The 18,937-nt window shown below is 43.7% G+C and carries 20 protein-coding genes and 1 pseudogene; 7 read left to right on the top strand and 14 right to left on the bottom strand.

Translation table 11 applies throughout. The annotated features are described in order from the left end of the window. Window positions 1-69: 69 nt before the first annotated feature. From RKD52_RS18820 to RKD52_RS18810, 3 genes are all read left to right on the top strand, one after another. Window positions 70-777: a hypothetical protein gene (locus RKD52_RS18820; RefSeq protein ID WP_454100903.1), complete on the top strand. Its 708-nt coding sequence runs from the start codon at window positions 70-72 to the stop codon at window positions 775-777. Between the two features lie 40 nt (window positions 778-817). Then, the gene (locus RKD52_RS18815) at window positions 818-1,201 is read left to right on the top strand and encodes a hypothetical protein (RefSeq protein WP_454100902.1); all 384 of its coding nucleotides are present in this window, start codon (window positions 818-820) and stop codon (window positions 1,199-1,201) included. A 62-nt stretch (window positions 1,202-1,263) separates the two neighbouring features. Beyond that, complete coding sequence (locus tag RKD52_RS18810; protein WP_454100901.1) at window positions 1,264-2,088, top strand: DUF1835 domain-containing protein; 825 nt, start codon at window positions 1,264-1,266, stop codon at window positions 2,086-2,088. A gap of 294 nt (window positions 2,089-2,382) precedes the next feature. Here RKD52_RS18810 and RKD52_RS18805 read toward each other — a convergent pair whose 3' ends face one another. The 3 genes and pseudogenes from RKD52_RS18805 to garR all read right to left on the bottom strand — a co-directional run bounded on the left by RKD52_RS18805 (window position 2,383) and on the right by garR (window position 6,175). Beyond that, window positions 2,383-3,702 carry a gluconate:H+ symporter gene (locus RKD52_RS18805; RefSeq protein WP_454100900.1) on the bottom strand — a complete coding sequence of 440 codons (1,320 nt, stop codon included), beginning with the start codon at window positions 3,700-3,702 and terminating at the stop codon, window positions 2,383-2,385. 130 nt (window positions 3,703-3,832) lie between these two features. Then, window positions 3,833-5,279 (bottom strand): annotated as a pseudogene (locus RKD52_RS18800) (four-carbon acid sugar kinase family protein). Then, window positions 5,276-6,175: a 2-hydroxy-3-oxopropionate reductase gene (gene garR / locus RKD52_RS18795; protein ID WP_454100899.1), complete on the bottom strand. Its 900-nt coding sequence runs from the start codon at window positions 6,173-6,175 to the stop codon at window positions 5,276-5,278. Before garR ends, RKD52_RS18800 begins: the two are co-directional and overlap by 4 nt. A 255-nt stretch (window positions 6,176-6,430) precedes the next feature. Here garR and RKD52_RS18790 point away from each other — a divergent pair, with 255 nt between their 5' ends. Next, entirely contained in the window at window positions 6,431-7,090 is a 660-nt protein-coding gene (locus RKD52_RS18790) for a GntR family transcriptional regulator (RefSeq protein ID WP_454100898.1), read from the top strand. A gap of 112 nt (window positions 7,091-7,202) precedes the next feature. On the opposite strand, the gene RKD52_RS18785 is transcribed toward RKD52_RS18790, so the two are convergent. Genes RKD52_RS18785 through RKD52_RS18775 form a run of 3 tightly spaced genes read right to left on the bottom strand, consistent with a single transcriptional unit; the run spans window position 7,203 to window position 11,031 of the window. Next, window positions 7,203-7,844, bottom strand: coding sequence for a DUF1266 domain-containing protein (locus RKD52_RS18785; protein WP_454100897.1), 642 nt, complete (start codon window positions 7,842-7,844; stop codon window positions 7,203-7,205). Between the two features lie 17 nt (window positions 7,845-7,861). Beyond that, window positions 7,862-9,328 carry a J domain-containing protein gene (locus tag RKD52_RS18780; RefSeq protein ID WP_454100896.1) on the bottom strand — a complete coding sequence of 489 codons (1,467 nt, stop codon included), beginning with the start codon at window positions 9,326-9,328 and terminating at the stop codon, window positions 7,862-7,864. Further along, complete coding sequence (locus RKD52_RS18775; protein WP_454100895.1) at window positions 9,325-11,031, bottom strand: molecular chaperone HscC; 1,707 nt, start codon at window positions 11,029-11,031, stop codon at window positions 9,325-9,327. The genes RKD52_RS18780 and RKD52_RS18775 overlap by 4 nt, the downstream gene beginning before the upstream one ends. 208 nt (window positions 11,032-11,239) lie before the next feature. Here RKD52_RS18775 and RKD52_RS18770 point away from each other — a divergent pair, with 208 nt between their 5' ends. Next, entirely contained in the window at window positions 11,240-12,376 is a 1,137-nt protein-coding gene (locus RKD52_RS18770) for a DEAD/DEAH box helicase (RefSeq protein WP_454100894.1), read from the top strand. A 437-nt stretch (window positions 12,377-12,813) separates the two neighbouring features. Here the strand turns inward: RKD52_RS18770 and RKD52_RS18765 are convergent, their stop codons facing one another. From RKD52_RS18765 to RKD52_RS18745, 5 genes are all read right to left on the bottom strand, one after another. After that, entirely contained in the window at window positions 12,814-12,996 is a 183-nt protein-coding gene (locus RKD52_RS18765) for a YfhD family protein (RefSeq protein WP_029285923.1), read from the bottom strand. A 340-nt stretch (window positions 12,997-13,336) separates the two neighbouring features. Further along, window positions 13,337-13,465, bottom strand: coding sequence for a YfhE family protein (locus tag RKD52_RS18760; protein ID WP_081414248.1), 129 nt, complete (start codon window positions 13,463-13,465; stop codon window positions 13,337-13,339). Between the two features lie 107 nt (window positions 13,466-13,572). Then, window positions 13,573-14,130, bottom strand: coding sequence for a GNAT family N-acetyltransferase (locus RKD52_RS18755; protein WP_369735753.1), 558 nt, complete (start codon window positions 14,128-14,130; stop codon window positions 13,573-13,575). A 307-nt stretch (window positions 14,131-14,437) separates the two neighbouring features. Beyond that, complete coding sequence (locus RKD52_RS18750; RefSeq protein WP_454100893.1) at window positions 14,438-15,568, bottom strand: amidohydrolase; 1,131 nt, start codon at window positions 15,566-15,568, stop codon at window positions 14,438-14,440. A 23-nt stretch (window positions 15,569-15,591) separates the two neighbouring features. Continuing rightward, entirely contained in the window at window positions 15,592-16,494 is a 903-nt protein-coding gene (locus tag RKD52_RS18745) for a TIGR01777 family oxidoreductase (protein WP_454100892.1), read from the bottom strand. Between the two features lie 163 nt (window positions 16,495-16,657). Between RKD52_RS18745 and recX the strand changes: the two genes are divergently transcribed. Further along, on the top strand, window positions 16,658-17,470 hold the full coding sequence (recX, locus tag RKD52_RS18740) for a recombination regulator RecX (RefSeq protein ID WP_454100891.1): 813 nt from the start codon (window positions 16,658-16,660) through the stop codon (window positions 17,468-17,470). A 5-nt stretch (window positions 17,471-17,475) separates the two neighbouring features. Here the strand turns inward: recX and RKD52_RS18735 are convergent, their stop codons facing one another. Beyond that, entirely contained in the window at window positions 17,476-18,132 is a 657-nt protein-coding gene (locus RKD52_RS18735) for an SDR family NAD(P)-dependent oxidoreductase (protein WP_454100890.1), read from the bottom strand. 71 nt (window positions 18,133-18,203) lie between these two features. Between RKD52_RS18735 and RKD52_RS18730 the strand changes: the two genes are divergently transcribed. Next, on the top strand, window positions 18,204-18,545 hold the full coding sequence (locus tag RKD52_RS18730) for a YfhH family protein (RefSeq protein ID WP_454100889.1): 342 nt from the start codon (window positions 18,204-18,206) through the stop codon (window positions 18,543-18,545). Between the two features lie 36 nt (window positions 18,546-18,581). Here RKD52_RS18730 and RKD52_RS18725 read toward each other — a convergent pair whose 3' ends face one another. Further along, window positions 18,582-18,740 (bottom strand): YpzG family protein, encoded by a 159-nt coding sequence (locus RKD52_RS18725; RefSeq protein WP_081414247.1) that lies wholly within the window; start codon window positions 18,738-18,740, stop codon window positions 18,582-18,584. 32 nt (window positions 18,741-18,772) lie between these two features. Then, the gene (locus tag RKD52_RS18720) at window positions 18,773-18,934 is read right to left on the bottom strand and encodes a small, acid-soluble spore protein K (RefSeq protein WP_454100888.1); all 162 of its coding nucleotides are present in this window, start codon (window positions 18,932-18,934) and stop codon (window positions 18,773-18,775) included. Window positions 18,935-18,937: the final 3 nt, after the last annotated feature.

Genomic DNA, 18,937 nt, shown 5'->3' with positions numbered 1-18,937 from the left:
TAGAGGGAAAAGCAGGATAGGATGGATTAAAATAGAAACATAGGTTTTTAGTAGAAAGGAGATGAAACAATGGCTGATGCCAAGTTGTTTACCGCCATCCATATACCGGGGATCCCGTTTGTTCATGAGATCATCAGGCCGAATAAACTAAAGAAGCACAACTACCAGCTGACAGAAACGAAGAAGATAACAGATTCGCTTTTTCATTATCTTTATAAGAAGAATGCGAGAGAACTTCACTGCTACTACTTGATAGCGGATCCTGATGATGCGATGGAGAGATATCTGTTTGTGGAAAACAATGAGTTATATCATGACTTTCTTTCGCGGTTCCGGGACGGGCAAAGACAGTATGAAGACACCGAAATGGATGCCTATTTGGATGTGGAAGATCCGAAAGGTGTTTTGAATCAGCTGAAACACGCTTACAGCAAACAGTTTTATGGTGAGGATGAGGCTGTTCCGTTGTGCCATATGTACGGCCAGCGGATGTGGCATCACAGTGCCTTCCTTGTTGCCAACGAGGCAGCTTTACTGGAAATGAAAGAAGCGATTGATACGGCATTGAAACATAAAGAATCAAGGATTGGCTTATTTCCATCAGATGGTGAGGGGTACGACATGTACATTAAGTGCGTGGAAGAGGACTTTGATTGGGAAAAGATCGAACTGCCTTACCATGATCGGGAGTACTATATTCCTGATGAAGAGGCAGATTGTTCACCACCTGAAGTCTTCAGGAAGTTCAAGTACCAGTTGAGTGACCATAAGGGTTAGTGAGAAGAACTTTACTATGGCCAATTAAGGAGGTGCTTCCATGTTCAGCATTCACGACAGCAAAATCCTTACCTATCAAGTTGATTTTGAAAACTCCTGCATTGAAATGAAGGCAGTAGATGAATTCGGAACAAAAGCAAAGCTGTTGTTTAATGATGTCTTTGCGCACTATTTTGAAAACCAGCTGCCGGGCAGCATTCTCTTTGACATTACTGAAGGTGATATTAAAGATTTTGCTGAGGATCATAAGGAGCTGCTGAAGGAATCAAAAGACTATGGATGGCCGATGGATTATAGAAATGTAAAGGAATTAACCGATCATATTGTGAAAAACAGGTATATATACTACATAGTTGAATCTTCTTATGGATTAAACGGCTGGATTTTAGCCAGGGGGATGCGTACGGAAGAGTGTTTTTCTTAACAAATTTTTCTTCTAATACAAAGTTACTGGAGAACGATTGAAATATAGATGGGAGCTTTATAATGATACATATTGTATTCGGTACATCAGTTTCAGGGAGTTTAAAGTTTGTTTTAAAGGAAATGGGTATTGAGAAAGAAGACAAGGTTATCTCTTTTGGTGAGATGTTCTCAATCGGCCCAGTTTGGAAGCTGCATGAAAATAATGGATTGCAATCCAGGTTTGAGTGGATGAAGCGGTGCGTAAGTGAGGAATATGGTGAATGGTATAAACAAGATGTTGAAAAAGCTTTTAACCAAATAGAGGCTATTCCAAAAGGAACTCATATAACCATATGGACTTCCAATAACGCTCATGAACAGACAGGGCTGCGATTTATTAGTTATCTTTTAAAGGATAAAAGTATGGATATTGACCTTATTAATACGGCAGATGAGTATAAAGAAATACTGGAAGTGAAAAAGGGTAAATACGTACCACTTCATACAGGTGAAATTCCCCCTGAAAAGCTTCAAGTACTCTATGAACAAGGGCATGCAAAGTTCGTTAAAGATCATGATAGAGTAGATTTAGAAAAAGAGTGGCTAGCTCTTTCAGATGGTCAAGAAACATTAAGAATTTGGCGAAATGGCGGATTACAGAGCGTTCCGGAAGATTATTATGATGACTTTATGATAATCACGGCTAAAAAGCTGCAGAGTAAAACAAAGACAAAGGACTTTATGAAATCTGCAAGATTAATTGGTGAAGTACTTGGGCATTTACAGCAGTATGTCGGCGATTCGTTTTTAGAATATCGGCTGAAAAAACTGATAGAAGCAGGAATTTTCGAGTCGGAAGGCAGTCTATTGGCAATGAGATTCTATAGTGTTAGATTGAAAAGCTGAGGGTTATGGGGCTGATGCTGGCTCTTTTAAAATAGGTCGATGTTCTTTTGGACATAAAGGAATAAACAATAGACATCTTTTAGGATAAAAGATGTCTATTGTTTATATTCACTTCCACTTTCTAAATAGCTCGATACAGCGCTTATCATGTGGCTTGTATGATCTGAGGGTATAAAAAGATGTTAAGAATTGTTGCTTGGGCTTATGAGGAATAATAGACTACACTCGATAAAAAGAGAAGTTTACGATGTAAGCGGAAAAGGCATAGTTCCGGGAACAATGCCTTTTTGCTTGTTAGATAAATAGATCCAGGATTAAGACGCCGGCAAGGCCAACTAGAGAAATGATTGTTACCATAACCGACCAGGTTTTAATCGTTTTTCCAATGGTGAGGTTAAAGTATTCTTTGTAGATCCAAAAGCCGGCATCATTTACGTGCGAAAAGGTAACGCTTCCCGCACCGGCGGCTAACACCATCAACTCCGGACTTGCACCAGTTGTAGCAATAAGAGGTGCAGCGATGCCGGCAGCTGTCATACCTGCTACTGTTGCAGAACCTACAGCAATTCTCAGGATGGCTGCAATCAGCCAGGTCAGCACAAGCGGGGATAAGGTAGAGCCTGCCATAAGATCGGAAATGTATTTGTCAATATGGCTGTCTATCAATACTTGCTTGAACGCACCGCCTGCAGCAATAATTAATAGGATCATCCCGATACCGCTTACAGAGTCAGCAAGAGATTTCATAATGTCAGGCATTTTTTTTCCGATATTCAATCCAAAGGTAAAGAAGGCCACAAGCACTGAAATTAAAAGGGCAATATTTGCATTTCCGATAAAATCAGTTACCGATGAAATGGATGATTCAGGTGCGAAAATTTCTACCATCGTCTGTAAACCAATTAAAATAACAGGTAAAAGCGCAGTGAAAAGGCTGATTCCAAACTTAGGAAGTTCTTCCTCCCTGAATTCTTTTGGATTAAATAGACCTTTTGGAATGTCGATCTCTAATTCTTCTTTTTTAAATAATTTTGTATAAACAGGACCTGCAAGAATAAAGGCAGGAATCGCAATGATGATTCCCAAAATCATCGTTAAACCAATATTTGCACCAAAAACATTTGCAACAGCAGTTGGACCGGGGTGCGGAGGCACGAAACCATGCATCGTAATCAGGGCAGCAATTACTGGCATACCAAGATAGAGGACCGGTACTCCGGCAGCTGTCGCAATCGTAAATACTAACGGAATTAAAACAACAACCCCAGTTTCAAAAAATAAAGCGATTCCAACAACAGCGGCAGTAATAACTGAAGCTAATTGAACTCTTTTTTCCCCGAAGGAATGAATCAGCGTTGTCGCGATACGCTGCGCGCCGCCTGAATCTGTCATTAACTTACCAAGAATCGCACCGAAGATAATAATCATGGTAAGGTGTCCAAGCGTTCCGCCAAGACCGGCTTCAATGGATTCGACTGCCTCAACCGGTGTCATTCCTTCTAGAATTCCCACCGCCAGCGAAACGATGATTAAAGCTACGAAAGCGTTTAACTTTAAACCCATCATTAATACTAATAACAGGGCAACCCCTATTGTGACTGAAATAATTGGCATTTTTTCTCCCTCTCTCTTTAGAGGCAGACCGCTGCAGCAAGGAGTTTACACAGGTTTTTCATTCATTTCAGGTGAATGACTATAAAACGGGTGTATACTCCTTACCACAGGGCCAAACCGCTATTTATCCCTATTTTCGGTCCCTTGTACTAAGCATTTCAACAACTTCTCTTAAATCCGTCTTTTGTCCCGACGTTTCCAGGGAAGATCACATAGGAAATCCCAGGGAACTTGCTCTCGCTGCCGGTTGTCCAGACCGGAATTCCGGGCCGGATTTGACCTGCTACTGTTGCACGTTTCACTTCAAGGCCGTTCGTCCCAATATCACTTGAGGTAATACCGCCTTTAGCAATGATATAGGATGGTCGTACTTCCAGCCGTTTTACAATACTTGTTACGGCATCGGAAATCTTGACAGAAAGCTTTAATTCTTCCTCTTTTTTTCCTTCTCCAAGATCCAGCCTTTCTCTTCGTGTATAAACGGCCGCATTTTTTCCTTCAATGATTAGCTTATTTGTCGTCTGTACGACTCTATCAAGTTCTGCTGCGAATTTTTCAGGTTCTAGTACAAGATGAACGTTGAATTCAATAAATTCAACTGAATCCGACTTTTTCAGTTCTTCGAATTGTTCGGTTGATTTTTTAACATGGGAGCCGATAATAACCAATCCGCCATTATTGCTGTCCTCGCTCATGATTTCCTCGCAAGTGAGCAGGCTTTTATCGGTTATACCTCCCATTACTTTCGTAAGTGCGGCCGCACTTCGGAACATAAAGTTTTTTCCTTTATTCATGGCTTTAATTAAAGCAATCGCAAAGATTTTTACATCCTCATAATCAACGGCATTGACTATTACTTTATTAAAATCTTTTACTTTTAAAAGCTGCTGCTCAATGGCGTCAATATCCAATGCACGAATGGTTTCAAGTGAGATATAGGTCATATTCTCCGCCTGATATTCACCGTTGGATTTTTCTTCTGCCCACTCGCCTAAATGCGATTTGGTGTAGCCGAAGGTGCGGTCCTTTGCAAATTCAGTTTCCCCTGCAGGAACTAAATACTCATCCTGTTTAACATAGTGGATGTTATCGACTGTGAAGCGTCCCCCTTCTTTAAAAAAGGGAAGGATCACTTCGCCATCGAACGTGTAATCCGAACTTGCTTCAACTGTTTCTTTTAAAACTTGAGTTTCAAGAGGGTAGTGACCCCTTAAAGTTGAGTCACCGCGGCTGATAATAATAAATTCACGTTTGTTTTTTTTCGCTGCTTTTACAATGTTTTCAGCCATTTCCCGGTGTGCTTTTGTTGTTTCTGCAGCAGTAAATCCACGAGAATTTGTTAAAACAAAGAACATGGAAGTGTCTTCCCGGAAGCCCTCGTCGATCCTTTCAAAAGTCCAATCTGTGAATACAGAAACGCCATGAACGGTTTGTACACCGGTTGGGTCATCATCGAGTACGATGATTTTTTTATTCAAATGCATAAGTTCCTCTTCAGTCATTGCATGTACAAGGTCTGTATCGACAGAAGGTATGTTGCCAAAAACGTCTTCTGCTACTCTTTTAGTGCTGCTCATATACTAGAACCCCTTACTTCAATATTTGCAAGTTTTTCATAATACTGAACGATACCGCCGTGATCATCCATTGATTTTCCATCCGCTTTTAATGCATGGAAGATTTCTAATAGGTGGCTTGATAATGGAAGCGGAACGCCAATCTCATGAGCTGTATCCATTACGTTCGTGATATCTTTCATGTTGATCGCAATGGTCCCGCCTGGAGCAAAGTTTCTTTCAAGGATTAATGGAACCTTGGCATCAAGCACCGCACTTCCTGCCAATCCGCCTCTGATTGCCTGATACATTTTATCAATGTCTATTCCGGCTTTTGCAGCTAATATAAGTGCTTCTGACATTGCGGCAATATTGAGGTTCACAATGATTTGGTTGGCTAATTTGGCTGTAACTCCGCAGCCGCTGTCTCCAACTAAGGTAACCGTACTGCCTATATCGAGTAAAACAGGTTTCGCAGCTTCGAATACTTCTTCCTTGCCGCCAACCATGATCGCCAATGTTCCGTCAATTGCTTTCGTTTCACCGCCGCTGACAGGTGCATCGAGGAATCCAACGCCTCTTTTTGCCGCAGCATCAGCCAATTCAATTGAAACCCCTGGAGTAATCGAGCTCATATCGATAATGATGGAGCCTTCTTTTGCCCCTGCTAAAATGCCATTGTCTCCAAAAACGACAGATTGTACATGTTTGGATGCCGGCAGCATTGTGATGATGATATCACTGTTTTCTGCTGTCTCTCTTGGCGAACGGGCTTCCTTTGCACCCGCTTTCAATAGTGTTTGGACTGCTTCTTGGTTAAGATCATTAACTGTCAATGTATGTCCCGCTTTAATGAGGTTTAATGCCATAGGTTTTCCCATGATTCCAAGTCCTATGAAGCCAATCTTCTTTGTCATGATGTTTTCCTCCCAATGCGTTATGTTATGAAAATCCGATGAAATTTTTATAATAGGTTCCAAATTGATAAGACTGTTTCTGAATAGAAGTCTTTAAGTAATCGCTTTCACAAGCGTTTACATTTCTGATTGTATACTAATTATAAAATTTTGTATACATTTTAGGGTTAAGTTGTATACATTTTTTATTTAATCGTATACTTAATGGAGTGTTTACTTTTCACTTCAGTGATTTTATTAAAATAATCTGGTACTATGGGTATTATTAGAAACAGAAAAACTGGGGTGAATTTTGTGCTTGAAAGTAACAGCTCACGACCGGCATATCATCATTGTTATGAAATTCTACGGGATAAAATTTTGAATGGTGAGCTTTCTGGCGGGACTAAGATCGTTGAGGAGAAAATTGCAGCTGAGCTTGGCGTCAGCAGAACACCGATAAGAGATTCGATAAGGAAATTAGAATACGAAGGACTTGTAGTCAACAAGAAGGTAGTAAATCCAACGGAGAAGGATTTGCGGAATATGTTCAGCGTCAGAATCCTGCTGGAGGGGTACGCGGCCAGATGTGCTGCAAACTTCCTGAAAGAACATCATATTGAAAAATTATACGAGTATGTTGAGATTGGCAGAAAAGGCACGAAAAAAGAAATCATGTCAGCCAACGAAAATTTCCACAATGATATTGTCAATGCCAGCAATAATCCTGTCATGATCGATATTATTGATCGCATGCAGGCAATCATTTATTTATTTAGAAAGACCGTTGTGATCTACAATCGCCCGCATCTTATTGATGAGCATGAAGAAATTTATGAAGCAATCAAAGCAAGAGACGGTGAAAAAGCGGAAATGCTGATGAAAAAGCACTTAGAAACGGACTTGAATTTTTATCTGCATGTCATGAGCAAATGATTAGAACTTGCAATGATTCGGATGCCGAATTTTAGCAGGGAGAATGAATAGAAGAGTATTTTCCTTCTAGGAAACAGTAAAACCCGGGAACGCCTTCCCGGGTTTCTTTCATTTAAGAAAAACTGGTCATAAAATCAATCTTCCTAAACGGACTGTGCTTCGATGCCATCAGTTTGATCAGAGTGCTTTTTTGTGCTTTCAGATATTTTTCCTGTTGGTCATTGCTTTTTTGGACGAATTCGGCTCCAGCTGTGCAGGCGGTCAGGTATTCACGCCAGCTCGTGTACATGGTCTGTGCAAGTGTGACTGCCCGGAGCTGATAGTAGTGTGCTTCTTCCTGAGTAAGGAGACCGGTCTGTTGTGCGTGTTTTGCAATAAAAATGGCGTTGGAGAGATCAAGTGCACCGATGCTGTGTTCATTTAAGCGATGCATGTACTTTTTTACGGCTGAGAGCTTTGCCGTCAGTACTTCATCTTCTTCCCCGGAAATCAGCTCCTGTGCTTCATTCTCTGTGAGGAACAGAAGGGAGCTTTGCAGAACGTAAAATTCTCTTCTGTTTCCTGTTGTTAAAAACCACTCAAGCAGGTTCTTTGCAGTGTTTTTGTCTGTGGCCCCATAATTTTTAAGGTGGTTTCTGGCGGCGCGTTTGCTGAACGGAACATATGTCAGAAAAAGAGAGTAATAGAAGGTGGGATAGCCAATCATACACAGCGGTGCCATTGTGTTCATATATTTTTTCTGTTTGCGGTTCATAAAGCTGCTCCTCCTTTCTATAAAACCATTTTCCGTATTCGGTTCCACTCTCTCAAAATTGTAATCACGGAATAGATCCATAATATTGCCCAGAAAAGCGGAATCAGGGTGTACTCAAAATATAGTGATAAATTAATATACTGAAAGAGTGAAAAGACGGCGTACAGGACCTTAAGAATTGGATGATCATACCATTCCTCTCCTCCAAGAGCCTGCAGTTTGTTGTGGCTCACTAGTAGAAAAATGAAAGCGAAAAAGATCCTCCATTTCAAATGGCAGTACAGAAAAATACGCAGCTTATCTTTAAACGTATCAGGCCTGATCTCTTTCTTAATTTCCTTCTTCGTAAGCGGCTTCCGCTTATAGCTGTTTCGGAACAGAAAATCATTGATTTTAGCCAGATAAACCATGGTCTCTGCATCTTTTCCCTGAATTCTCTCCAGGTGCATAAAGGTTTCGCGGGCTTTTTGCCATTCTTCTGTTTCAAAATGGATTCTGCCTAAAAGGCTGAGAGCATCCGGGTGATCCGGATGGTCAGAAAGGATTTTCAGGCAGGCTTGTTCCGCTTCTTCCTGTTTTCCTGTTTTAAATAGCAGCTGTGCAAGAAGCATTCGATTTTTGATGTTTTCAGGCTGAAGTGCACATGCTTTTTCAAAAGCAGCGGCAGCTTCTTCAACTCTTCCGCTCCGTTCATAAATCATTCCGGCAATTGTCTGCAGCTGCGGATCATCCTGAAAAATGGACAAGGCCGTATTCACATAGGTTTCTGCTTCTTCCAGCCGATTTTCAAGGAGTTCGTCAAGGGCTCTTTCCCGGTTCATCAGATAGAGATCATAAGGGATGTCCTCGATATGTAAAAGCGGTTGGTATGAAAGCGATGGGTAGAGCCCGGTATTGTCTTTCAGGCGCCGCAGAAATGCTTCGGTTTCTTCCTCGCCGAGAATGTATGGGTCTTCGCGAAGCATGTCAGTCCACTGGAAGGTGTCTTCAAGCAGCTTCCAGATGTAGTCCGGGAGATACGGATTCAGCTCGAGAAAGGTCAAAAGCTGTTCACTCAGATACTCTCTTTGCTCCATATCCCACAGTGCATCATCATTGAGCAGTTCAAGCCACTTCTCTTTGTTTATGCGGGAAGGGAAATGCTCATAAAGCTGCTCGACTTTCTCCATGAACAAATCGATGGTTGAGCGGGAATCTGTTTCTGTCTCCTGCCATTCTGAGAATGGGAAATGAGACGGGAGGGGAGGGGCAGGTTCCTCCTCCATAGGTACATGTACGGTCTCTTCATACGCTCTTTCTTCAGCCGGACGTAAGTTTCGGTTTTTCCATGCTTTTTTGACCGTTTCAAAGGCCTCCCGCAGCCTCTGATAGCCTTCTGGGTCGTCTTCAGGGTGATGAATTTTGAGTTTTGCCGAGTAGGCTTTTTTAATAGCGGTCATGTCGTCAGTCGGTTCGATTCCAAGTATCTTCCACGCTGAATTCATCGCTGTCTGCTCCAGTTTTCCATGTCTTCCAGGATCTCCTTTAAGCGTGCTGCGGCTGCGCGGATCTTCTGGTCATCCTGTGAGGCAAGGATGTGTTCGAACTGTTCAAGGGCTGCAGCTGCAGCTTCCCGTTCGCGTCCAAGTGTTTCTTCATATAACCGTTCGCCTCTTGCAAGAAGGAGCCTGTTTTCCGTCCGGTCTCTCGGATGAATTTTAAGAGCCTTCAGCTCTTCCATTCTTTTTTCCATTTCAAGAGGTGTCATGCTTCCTGCATTTTTTTCAATCATCATATTCTGTTTGCTGCCGGTGCTGATGGTTGTGACCTCAACCTCAAGCAGGCCGTTTATGTCGTATGTATAGCGCACATCGACAGCTTCTTTTCCAGCAGGCGATTTTGGAATGTGAACAGTCAGTTCCCCTATCTTCAAGTTGTTTTCAACGCGTCTGCTTTCTCCCTGATAGATGTCAATGACAATCCGGTCCTGGTTGTCCTTGATCGTATAGAGGCGTTCGACTCTGCTGACGGGAATCGGCGTGTTCCGCTCAATGATCGGAAGGAAATGGCCGGACGTGAAGGAGTCGGCATCATGCTGCTTCGCGACATCTGTTCCAAGCGAATAAGGACACACATCGGTCAGGATGAGCTCATCAACGGCTTCATTCCGCTCCTTCAGCGCCACCTGGACGGCAGTTCCAAGGGCTACTGCTTCATCAGGATGAATCGTTAGAAACGGAAGCTTGCCGAAAATCTTTGTGACAATGCCTTTGATCATCGGAAGTCTTGTGGCTCCGCCAATCAGGATCACAGCGTCAATCTCGTCTGTCTGCAGGTCGGCGTCGCGCAGTGCGCGTTCGATAGGATTCCGCAGTTTCAGCACTAGCGGCTGTGATATTTTTTCAAAAGTGGCCCTGTCCACGCTGGTTGCATACTCCTGTCCGTTGTGATGAAGCACCATCCGGCCGCGCTGATGATGGCTGCCGAGCTCCCGTTTGCATGTTTCCGCCTGCTTGAACAGGACAGATTGCGCCCGTGCATCCAGGTCATCTGCCGCAAGCTTGTGGTCGTTCAGAAAATAGTGCATGAGCAGGTTCGTAAAGTCCTCGCCGCCGAGAAAATTGTCTCCTGCAATAGATTTAACCTCCATGACTCCTTCAAAAAGCTCAAGAATCGATACGTCAAACGTTCCGCCGCCAAGGTCAAAGACGAGGAAACGGGTATCTTCATTCTGCTGGTGAAAGCCGTATGCAATAGCTGCAGCTGTCGGTTCGCTGATTAGACGGTCAACCGTAAGACCTGCAAGTTCGGCTGCACGCTTTGTCGCTTTTCGCTGCTGGTCATTAAAGTATGCTGGAACACTGATGACCGCATGCGTGATTTCTTCGTTCAAAAACGTTTCCGCATCTCTTTTTAAAGACTGAAGAACAAAGGAGGACAATTCCTCCGGAGATAAATGATAGGTTCCAAGATCATAAGTTTTAGCCGTGCCCATATAACGCTTAAAAGCGGAAGCTGTGAGGTGGGGATGTGAAATCTGGCGCTCTTTTGCAATTTCGCCGACAAGGATTTCGCCGTTATCATCAATGCTGACAATGGATGGAGTCAAATTGCTGCCGAGTACATTTGGAATAATTTTCGGCCCTTCTTCAGACCAAAACGCTGCAAGACTGTTGGATGTGCCCAGGTCGATGCCAATGACAGTCATTCTGTTCTCTCCTCTGTGAAAAGTTCTATTTATGGAGTCTATTATATAAGCTGGAAACGAAAAGTTAAAACAATAACTGGTAATCTTCAGGATATTCTTGCAGGCGTAAAAACAAGAGCTGTTTTTCCCTTTGCCGAAATGGTATATAATAAGAAAATGCGTCTTTCTTTATGAAAGACGGACTTCAGATACGAAAAGGTGAAAACACATGAACAGCACATGGTCACTGCTTGAAGAAGCAAAACCATTTTTACAGGAAGCCTGGGAAAAGGCTTCGTATACAACTCCAACCGCTATACAGGAAAAGGCGGTTCCTGCCATTCTGGACGGACGCGATGTGATTGCAGAATCGCCGACGGGAACGGGCAAAACGCTTGCCTATTTGCTGCCTGTCCTCCAGCGCATCAATCCTGAGAGCAAAAATATCCAGACACTGATCATGGCGTCTTCAAGAGAACTGGTCATGCAGATCCATGAGGAGATTCAGAAATGGTCAGCAGGGAGCGGGATTCTCGGCGCAAGCTTCATCGGCGGAGCCAATGTGAAAAGACAGCTCGAGAAGCTGAAGAAGCGCCCGCAGATTATCGTCGGAACACCGGGTCGTGTTTACGAACTGATCAATCAGAAAAAAATCAAAATGCACGAAGTTAAGACAATTGTTCTTGATGAAGGCGATCAGCTGCTTCAGCCGGAGCATCTTTCGAACATCAAAAACATCATTAAAACGACGTTGAAAGACAGACAGCTTCTTCTTTTCTCGGCGACCCTTCCTGAAAAAACGGAAGCAGAAGCCAAACAGCTGATGCAAAATCCGGAGTTGATTAAAATCAGCCGCGGAGAAGCCGTTCAGTCTGATGTTGCACATATTTATTTCCCATCTGAACAGCGCGACAAAATTGATCTTCTTCAAAAGCTTTCAAGAATGGAAGGGACAAAAGCGATTGCTTTCGTAAAGGATATCGGCAATGCAGCGGTCCTTGCTGAAAAGCTGATGTATAAAGGCATTGAACTCGGCATTCTTCACGGCGACTCCTCAAAGCGCGATCGTGAACTAGCGATGAAGAGCTTCCGAACAGGGGAGATCTCCATGCTGCTTGCAACAGATGTTGCCGCACGGGGCCTTGATATTGAAGGAGTGACGCACGTCATTCACTATGACCTGCCGGAAACCTCTGAGCAGTATGTTCATCGCTCAGGACGAACAGGAAGAAATGGTGCCAGTGGAACGGTTGTATCTCTTGTGACAGAACGTGAAGAACGCGAATTGAAGCAGCTGTGCCGCAACCTCAAAATTGAGCTGCACAAAAAGCGTTTTTACCATGGAGCAGTTGTGGATTCAAAGTGAGTTAAGTGAAGGTCCTGCACCTAGTGCGGGGCTTTTTCAGCTGGTTTTACATTATACAGCTATAAAAAAGAAAAAGCCGCCGGGAAGGCAGCTTTGTACATATCATGGGGCCAATCTTGGATGTATCTTTAAAATGTGTATATCTTGAAGAAACTATTCATGTTTATCCACAATGGGATAAAAGAGGCATGCGCAAAGATATCCACAGATAATTGAAGTATTTAAACTGGAAATTAAAGTGTTTACATAACTTATACACATTATCAACAGTTTCATCACAGTCTGCCTGATAATTCTGTGGATGGAGAGGGCGTTGTGAATAGTGGGCGTGTTTCTGGCGGAATAGATTTGTTCACATTATCAACAGGCGTGTGGATAACTTTATCCCCATTCAAAAGCCAGCGGCGGATGATCCGTCACTGGCTGTTTTTTTTCTGCTATAATGATTTTCCCTGACGCTGGTCTGCAGCTTTTGCTCTAGCCTGAGCTTCTTTGTCTGCACTGTCTGCGAGTTCAGCTGAATATTCCTCGTAAACACCGTCAGCTTCTTTTTTTAAGTTTTTCGGTACTTGAGGCAAGTTGCTCTTGTTTTTGGACTGCTGGCTGTTTGCTCTTCCCATGATAAAAGCCCCCCTAAAAAAAGTTGAACGAAAGGTTCCTTTTTAGTGTGGATTTTTTGGGAGGACTTATGCTGGTAGTTGCTGACTTTAGGCTTTAAGTGCACTTATGGTGAAGCTGTTATTAGTTTTTGTGCTGGATAAGAACACTTTACACAGAGGGATCATGAAAGTTTGTGTTGTTAACTCAGGTTAAGAACACTTTTCCAAAGCTCAATCATCCAAGTTTGTGCTGCAAACTCAACTTAAGCGCACTTTCCATAAATTAATCAACAAAGAAAGTGCTGTAAACCAAAGTTCACAGCACTTTCTAAATTTATTCACCAACGTTTATGCTTCTGCCTCAGCGTCCGCTCTTACTGCCTATGTACCCGCCCGCGCGGTCTGCCATTTTAAATTCTCGTGAATAGGTTACTTCCTGAGCGCCGCTTAGAGAGTTGCGTGTTTTTTCGCGTTTTCTTTTATCCGACATGCTTTTTCACCCTTTCGAATTTGTGTCACATCTATTTTCGTCATCCCATCAAAATCTCATACAAAAAAACCTGCTTCTTATGAGCAGGTTTTTAGGCTTTTCTTATTTTAGGCTTCTTTAAGATGCTGTTCCTCAGTTTCTGCAGCGGTGCGCACCGTATAGAAGGTGTAAAGGTCTTTTGAAATTTCGTAAAGGTTATAGATATCTTCACCCTGATTGATTTCATCAAGGAGCGGTTTTCTTGTTTCATTCGCGTAGACAACGTACGGCAGTTTTTCGGCTGCTTTTGTTGAACGGACGTTTTTCTTGCGGATGCGAAGGAAAATCCGTTCGATGCCAAGCTCAAAAAAGAGTTCATTGAAGAAGGCATCTTTTGCGGCCTGGTTATAGCCTTTTCCGTGATAGGGTTTCCCGAGCCATGTGCCGAGAAATCCTGCGTTGTCCTGAATGTCAAACAGACTGATTGTTCCGATTGGAGAGCCCCATTCATCAAGAATGGTACGTGAAATTAATTCCCCGCGCTCTTCTGCTTCAATTGTCTGTTTGGTTAAAAAAAGATATTCATCAATTGATGCTGCTTTGTGGCGCACAAATGGGAAGACATCAGGGTGGATCATATGATCATATAGCGGCTGACTGTCATGAATATCACGTTTTTTAAGCATTTGCTGTCCCTCCAACCAGAGGGCAGACTTACAGACTTGTCGTGTGAAAGTCCCACCCTCGAAATTTTTTAAATTAGCCAAAAAATTTCGGGGTGGGAATCGAACCCACTAGGACCAGTTTACTGGTGGCGCACCATTTGCCTTCCCACGCAATTGCATCATTCGGTTTTTGTAATTATTGTATTACTCTTTCCTCAAGTATCATACTCGATTTTTTTTCAAAATGGAACAATTTTTTTTGTTAATTTTATGTGAATTTGAGCACATTTTTTGAGACGGAAAAAGCGCTGTTTTACAAGAGGGAAATTCAGGTTTTTTGGTAGACTATTTTCCCATTTATCATTGTCAGCTCGGGCTTTGCGAGGTAGTGGAACGGGTGGTGGTTCCACAGGACGATGTCCGCGTCTTTTTCCGGTTCAAGGCTCCCGACAAGGTGGTCGATCATCAGGTTTTTGGCAGCGGTTATGGTGATGGATTCAAGAGCGAGTTTTTCGTCAAAACCTTCCCTTACGGCGATGGATGCAACCACGTTCAAATACTGAATCGGGGTGTAGGGGTGATCCGTCGTGATGGAGACTTCAACCCCCCGGTCAGCGAGTGCCTGATACGTTTCCCAGCTTTTGTTTTTGAGTTCGATTTTTGATTTGCGGGTAAGGGTCGGGCCGACGCTTACTTTGATGTTTTTTCCGATAAATTCATCTGCGATCAGATGGCCCTCTGTACAGTGTTCAATCCTGAAATCCAGGTCGAATTCTTCTGCAAATCTTATAGCAGACAGGATGTCATCTGCTCTGTGGGCATGAATACGGACTGGTATTTCACGGTTAAGCACTTTTTTGATGGGGATGGATCTGAAGTCATCGCAGTCATTCATGCTGCATTTGGCTTTATAAAAAGCTTCCCTGAGCATGCCCATGATACCCATTCTTGTAATGGAATCCTTATTGCCGTGGCTGTGAATCCGCTTCGGGTTTTCGCCCAAAGCAATTTTGAGAGCTGCGGTTTCTACTACGAGCATGTCTTTGATATTGACGCCGTGGGTTTTAATGACGGATGTTGTTCCGCCGATTACGTTCGCGCTGCCAGGCATGACGTGCACAGTTGTGATGCCGTACCGGACTGCATCTTTAAAGCCCTGATCAAGCGGGTGTACCCCGTCAAGGGCACGGATGTGGGGCGAGAGCACCTCGATGGTTTCGTTTGCATCATTGCCTGCCCAGCCTGTTCCTTCGTCGTAAAGGCCGAGGTGTGTATGAACATCGATAAAGCCGGGGAAAAGAAACTGCTCCCCGCACTCGATGATGGATGAATCAGGCGGGGCAGAGAGGTTCTTGCCGATTGCTTTGATTTTTCCTCCTGTTACGAGCAGATCTGATTGATAGAGCGTTTTTGACGTTATGGGATAAATGGTTGCGTTCTTAAATAAAAAACTGTCCATGGCAAACTCCTATTCTGAGTGACCTATCTTGATTTTAATAAGTCTGACAAAGCGTCTTCAAGTAATGGAAAGGAAAAAGTAAAGCCGTTTTCTGCCGCTGCCTTCGGGATGACACGCTGCCCTTCAAGGACAAGAATGCTTCGTTCCCCAAGAGCCATTTTCAAGGCAAATCCAGGGGCAGGCATCCAGTGGGGGCGGTTCATCACTTTTGCCGCAGTTTTCCCAAATTCCTCCATCTGCACGGGGTTTGGCGAAACGGCATTCACCGGACCTTCAATTGTTTTCTTCTGAAGCACAAAATGTATAAGTTTCACTACATCATGTATATGAACCCATGACATCCATTGTGTGCCTGAGCCCACTGTCCCTCCCGCAAATAATTTATATGGAAGAAGTATGGCCGGAAGCGCCCCTTTGTCACCGAGGATGATCCCGAAGCGGACAAAAACGGTGCGTACACCAAGTTTTCCGATTTCCGCTGCTTCCTGCTCCCATTTGATGACGGTCTCTGACAGGAAATCAGTAGCGCCGGGATTAGATTCTTCCGTAAATGTCTCGGTCTCTGACGTTCCGTAAATGCCGACTGCGCTTGCATTTACATGGACTTCAGGTTTTTTCTGGAGGCTGTCGATGATTCTGTATACTTCCCGGGTGGTTTTGATTCTGCTTTCCACGATTTCTTTTTTATTTTCCTCTGTCCATCTGTCGTTGATGGATTTTCCTGCAAGGTTGATAAAGGCATCAATGCCCTCGAGTTCTTTCTCAGGAGCAGCGCCGTCTGTCATCCATTCAACGAAGCGCACGCCGCTTTTTTCGCTTTCTTTTTTTGATCGCGTTAAGATCAGTACTTCGTTTCCGTTATCTGCGAGAAAGGCAGTAAGCTCGTTTCCGACAAAGCCCGTTCCGCCTGCGATTGCTATTTTCACGGTCATCACTCCTTGTTATTCTCTTTCCTTATAATTCAGCACTCAAACCCCAATAATCCTTTTTAATATGCTCTGCTGGAGAAAGTTTTTTGTGAAGACGGAAGGAGTGCTTTTTAAAAGGTGCAAAAAGGGAAATGTGATAAAATAAAGGGGAGGTGTTCCTATGCCAACAATATCGAAAATAACGACTCAAAAGAGCAGTGAAGAACGGTTTAATGTGTTTTTGAATGATGGCAAAGGTGAAAAATTCGCCTTCAGCGTCGACCAGAACGTTCTATTGAAGTATGGCCTGAAAAAAGGACTTGAACTGGATGAGATGGAGATTCTTGAGATCCAGTACGGGGATTCGGTCAAAAAGGCGTTTAACAAAGCGATTGAATTTCTCGGATTCAGAATGAGATCAGAGAAGGAAACGGCCGATATGCTCCTGAAAAAAGAGTACCCTGAATCGGTTGTGACAGAGGTTATCCATCAGCTTCGGCATTATAAATATGTTAATGACAGTGAATTCGCGGATGCATTTGTGCGGACGCACTGGAAAACCGGGGGAAAGGGACCCGGCGTGATTAAAAGGGAGCTTTCCTTAAAAGGGATTGATAAAGCAACGGCGGAAAAGGCGTTGGAGCAGTATACAAAAGAGGATCAGATTGAACAGGCAATGGTTCATGCTGAGAAAACGGTGAGAAAAGAAGCAAAAAGCTCTACTGTACAGACGAAGCAGAAGATAGAGCAGACGCTGCTTCGAAAAGGATTCAATTTCGATGTCATTTCAATCGTCACGGAAGAAATGACGTATGAGAACAATGACGATGAGGAATATCAGTCTCTGGTGAAGCAGGCAGAAAAACTTCAGCGGAAGTACGCCAAAGAAAAGCCGTCTGCATACCGGCTCAAGATGAAGCAGGCGCTATACAGAAAAGGGTTCCAGATCGACATGATCGAACGGTTCCTGAATGAAGAAGAAGAGCAGGACTGAACGCCCTACTCCACAATGATTTCAGGTCTCCCGTCATCAAGACTGTATATTTTTTCTGCGATAACGTCGGGTGACCGAAGCCGCGATTTATCTTTAATATGATCGGTTTCGTTCCAGAACGGAGTGTCCATGCCTCCCATGTAGGCTCCCGACAGAACGATGTCAGTGCCTTCAAATTCTTTCACAAGGCTCTCGGTAAAGCCCCTCAGGGCAAATTTTGAGGCGCAGTAGGCACTTTCATTCACTTTGCCTCTGAGACCTGCTGTTGAGATAATGTTCACGATTTTTCCTTTTTCTTTGAAATGCTTTAGGAATGCCTGTGTTAAAAGGATGGTGCCAAACACATTCGTATCGAGCATTTCTTTGATCTGATTGGCCGGCATGTCCGTAATTGGACCAAAGTGGCCGACTCCAGCGTTATTGATCAGCGCAGTGACAGGGTGGCGGCTGAAGAGTGTGTCTGTCAGCCGTTCAATCTCCGTCTGCGAACGAATGTCCAGCTCGTATGTAAATACCTGCTTATGGGGCAGCAGCTGTTTTGTTTCCAAAAGCTTTTCCGTGCTGCGACCGAGAAGAATGATCTCGTCATAATCCCTGCTGTAGGCTAAGGCCAGTGATCGTCCAAGTCCTGAGCCTGCACCTGTGATGACTATTGCTGTCATAAAATCACTCCTATAGATGTCATACATTTATTTTATCCTTTTAAAAGGCAAAAAAGAAAGGAAGTACCATCATGCAGACAAAACGCTACAGCACGATGACAGAATATGAACTGAAAACAGAAATCGCAGCTCTTTCTGAGAAAGCCCGCAAAGCCGAGCAGCTTGGCATGGTCAATGAATTTGCGGTGCTTGACCGCAAGATTACGATGGCAAAGGCCTATTTGCTTAACCCGGATGATTTTAAGCCTGGGGAAGTATTTGAAATAGAAGGTGCACCTGGCTCCTATTTTAAAATTGACTACATGAATGGTGTATTTGCGTGGGGAAACCGTCTTGACTCTCAGGACTCAGAAGAGGAAGGCATACCGATTTCAATGCTTGGACGAAAAAAAGAAGAAAACGAACCACGCTGAATCTGATTCATTCAGCATGATCCGTTATGCGTTTGCCTATGATCTTTTTCTTGTCTGACGCTCGAGAATGATTAAGTCCTGAGTCTGCTGCGTCTGCCCGTTAACCTGTGCATGCGCATGCTTTGGGTTGGCCCAAGGCTGCTGAAACGGATTAGCCATTCGATTTTCAAAAAACTTTTTGTGTGTTGAACCCATTATAAGCACCTCCGCAAAATGTGTGCAGTCTTTTAAAACTGATTTTCGCGCTCGCCGGAAGCTCTCATGCGTTCCTGCGGATGTGTGTTGATGGTTCCGTCAGCCCGTTTGGACGCGAAATCATCTTTTGCTCTTGGCTCTCCCTCAAGCTTATTGCTTGACTGGATCGGGAAGTCTTTCGCTTTATTCCGCATTCG

This window comes from Metabacillus sp. SLBN-84 (assembly GCF_053629595.1).
This window is presented reverse-complemented; position numbering and strand designations above follow the sequence as displayed.

Coding starts and splice junctions, on each gene's coding strand:
- RKD52_RS18820 (WP_454100903.1), top strand. CDS start 70: ATGGCTGATGCCAAGTTGTTTACCGCCATCCATATACCGGGGATCCCG.
- RKD52_RS18815 (WP_454100902.1), top strand. CDS start 818: ATGTTCAGCATTCACGACAGCAAAATCCTTACCTATCAAGTTGATTTT.
- RKD52_RS18810 (WP_454100901.1), top strand. CDS start 1,264: ATGATACATATTGTATTCGGTACATCAGTTTCAGGGAGTTTAAAGTTT.
- RKD52_RS18805 (WP_454100900.1), bottom strand. CDS start 3,702: ATGCCAATTATTTCAGTCACAATAGGGGTTGCCCTGTTATTAGTATTA.
- garR (WP_454100899.1), bottom strand. CDS start 6,175: ATGACAAAGAAGATTGGCTTCATAGGACTTGGAATCATGGGAAAACCT.
- RKD52_RS18790 (WP_454100898.1), top strand. CDS start 6,431: ATGGGTATTATTAGAAACAGAAAAACTGGGGTGAATTTTGTGCTTGAA.
- RKD52_RS18785 (WP_454100897.1), bottom strand. CDS start 7,844: ATGAACCGCAAACAGAAAAAATATATGAACACAATGGCACCGCTGTGT.
- RKD52_RS18780 (WP_454100896.1), bottom strand. CDS start 9,328: ATGAATTCAGCGTGGAAGATACTTGGAATCGAACCGACTGACGACATG.
- RKD52_RS18775 (WP_454100895.1), bottom strand. CDS start 11,031: ATGACTGTCATTGGCATCGACCTGGGCACATCCAACAGTCTTGCAGCG.
- RKD52_RS18770 (WP_454100894.1), top strand. CDS start 11,240: ATGAACAGCACATGGTCACTGCTTGAAGAAGCAAAACCATTTTTACAG.
- RKD52_RS18765 (WP_029285923.1), bottom strand. CDS start 12,996: ATGGGAAGAGCAAACAGCCAGCAGTCCAAAAACAAGAGCAACTTGCCT.
- RKD52_RS18760 (WP_081414248.1), bottom strand. CDS start 13,465: ATGTCGGATAAAAGAAAACGCGAAAAAACACGCAACTCTCTAAGCGGC.
- RKD52_RS18755 (WP_369735753.1), bottom strand. CDS start 14,130: ATGCTTAAAAAACGTGATATTCATGACAGTCAGCCGCTATATGATCAT.
- RKD52_RS18750 (WP_454100893.1), bottom strand. CDS start 15,568: ATGGACAGTTTTTTATTTAAGAACGCAACCATTTATCCCATAACGTCA.
- recX (WP_454100891.1), top strand. CDS start 16,658: ATGCCAACAATATCGAAAATAACGACTCAAAAGAGCAGTGAAGAACGG.
- RKD52_RS18735 (WP_454100890.1), bottom strand. CDS start 18,132: ATGACAGCAATAGTCATCACAGGTGCAGGCTCAGGACTTGGACGATCA.
- RKD52_RS18730 (WP_454100889.1), top strand. CDS start 18,204: ATGCAGACAAAACGCTACAGCACGATGACAGAATATGAACTGAAAACA.
- RKD52_RS18725 (WP_081414247.1), bottom strand. CDS start 18,740: ATGGGTTCAACACACAAAAAGTTTTTTGAAAATCGAATGGCTAATCCG.
- RKD52_RS18720 (WP_454100888.1), bottom strand. CDS start 18,934: ATGCGGAATAAAGCGAAAGACTTCCCGATCCAGTCAAGCAATAAGCTT.